This window comes from Nocardia farcinica (assembly GCF_029867845.1).
GTDB classification, from domain to species: domain Bacteria; phylum Actinomycetota; class Actinomycetes; order Mycobacteriales; family Mycobacteriaceae; genus Nocardia; species Nocardia farcinica_A.
In genome coordinates this window covers 1-1,274 of the sequence record NZ_JARWRU010000675.1, presented here as the reverse complement: position 1 = coordinate 1,274, position 1,274 = coordinate 1, and the positions used below count along the sequence as shown (strand labels likewise).

Genomic DNA, 1,274 nt, shown 5'->3' with positions numbered 1-1,274 from the left:
GCCCCGCGCGATCATCCGTTCCGCGCGCTCCCGATTCGGCGGGCTCCAGGTGCTGTCCGGCCGTCGCGGGGTGAACCGCAGGCGGGAACTGTGCGCGTCGTGCTTGCGGCTGTGCCCGTCGATCCAGCCGAAGCACAGCGCGTGCTCGACTGCCTCCGCGTAGCCAGGGCCGGCAACCTCGCTGTTCTTGTGCGGCATGACCAGCCAGACCACCTTCTCCGACCGGCTGTGGCGCGCCAGCTCCATCGTCCCCGCGAAAGTGCTCATCTGTTGAGCACCTTTTCGGCGAGACTGGGCGGATGCGCGCGGACCGACTGGTGGCGACCCTGCTGCTGATGCAGGCCAGAGGGCGGGTCACCGCCGCCGAGATCGCCGGCGAGCTGGAGGTGTCCGTCGCCACCGCCCGCCGCGACCTAGAGGCGCTCTCGGCGGCGGGCATCCCCGTCTACCCGCAGCCCGGCCGGGGCGGCGGGTGGTCGCTGCTCGGCGGCGCCCGCACCGACCTGTCCGGTCTGTCCGCCGGGGAGGCGCAGGCGCTGTTCCTGCTCGTCGGTCCGGCCGCCGCCGCCTCGGAGGAGGCGAAATCGGCGCTGCGCAAGCTCGTGCGCGCGCTGCCGCAGACGTTCCGTGCCGATGCCGAGGCCGCCGCCCGGGCGACCGTGCTCGACCCCGCCCGGTGGGGCGAGGCCGGACGCGAGCGCCGCCGCCCGCCGCGCGCGGAACTGTTGCAGGGCGCGGTGATCCGCAGCCGTAAGGTCGCGCTGACCTACGTGAACGCGGCGGGGGTCCGCAGCGAGCGGCTCGTCGACCCGTGGGGGCTGGTCGACAAGGACGACACCTGGTATCTGATCGCCGGGACCGGCGACGGCAGGCGCACCTTCCGGCTCGACCGGATCGTCGACGCCGAGGTCACCGACCGGCCCGCCGTCCGCCCCGACGGCTTCGACGCGGCCGCGGCCTGGGAGCAGATCGTCGGCGAGCTGGAGGAGCGCCGCTCGGCCACCTGGGCCACCGTTCTCGTGGCGCACCGTCACGTGCCGATCCTGCGCGACCTGTTCGGCAGGCACTTCCACACCGACGGACAGACCGAGGACGGCCGCGCGCGAATCCGCGTCGCCGCCCCCGGCCCGGTGTACCTGGCGACGAACCTCGCGGGCTGGGGCGCCGACCTCGAGGTGCTGGAACCGCCGGAGGTCAGGGCCGAACTCGCCCGCATCGGCGCGGAACTCCTCGCCCGGTACGGAGCCGCCCGAGTCCCGGCCGACCGCCGGGAC

2 protein-coding genes are annotated in these 1,274 nt (G+C 74.6%); one reads left to right on the top strand and one right to left on the bottom strand.

Features of this window, described 5'->3' with window-relative positions:
• Window positions 1–267: YdeI/OmpD-associated family protein (locus QH283_RS14840; RefSeq protein ID WP_432420731.1), on the bottom strand; the 267-nt coding region annotated here is incomplete at its 3' end.
• Window positions 268–299: 32 nt separating this feature from the next.
• Between QH283_RS14840 and QH283_RS14835 the strand changes: the two genes are divergently transcribed.
• Window positions 300–1,274, top strand: a 975-nt coding sequence (locus QH283_RS14835) for a helix-turn-helix transcriptional regulator (RefSeq protein ID WP_280503584.1), incomplete at its 3' end; no start/stop codon positions are given.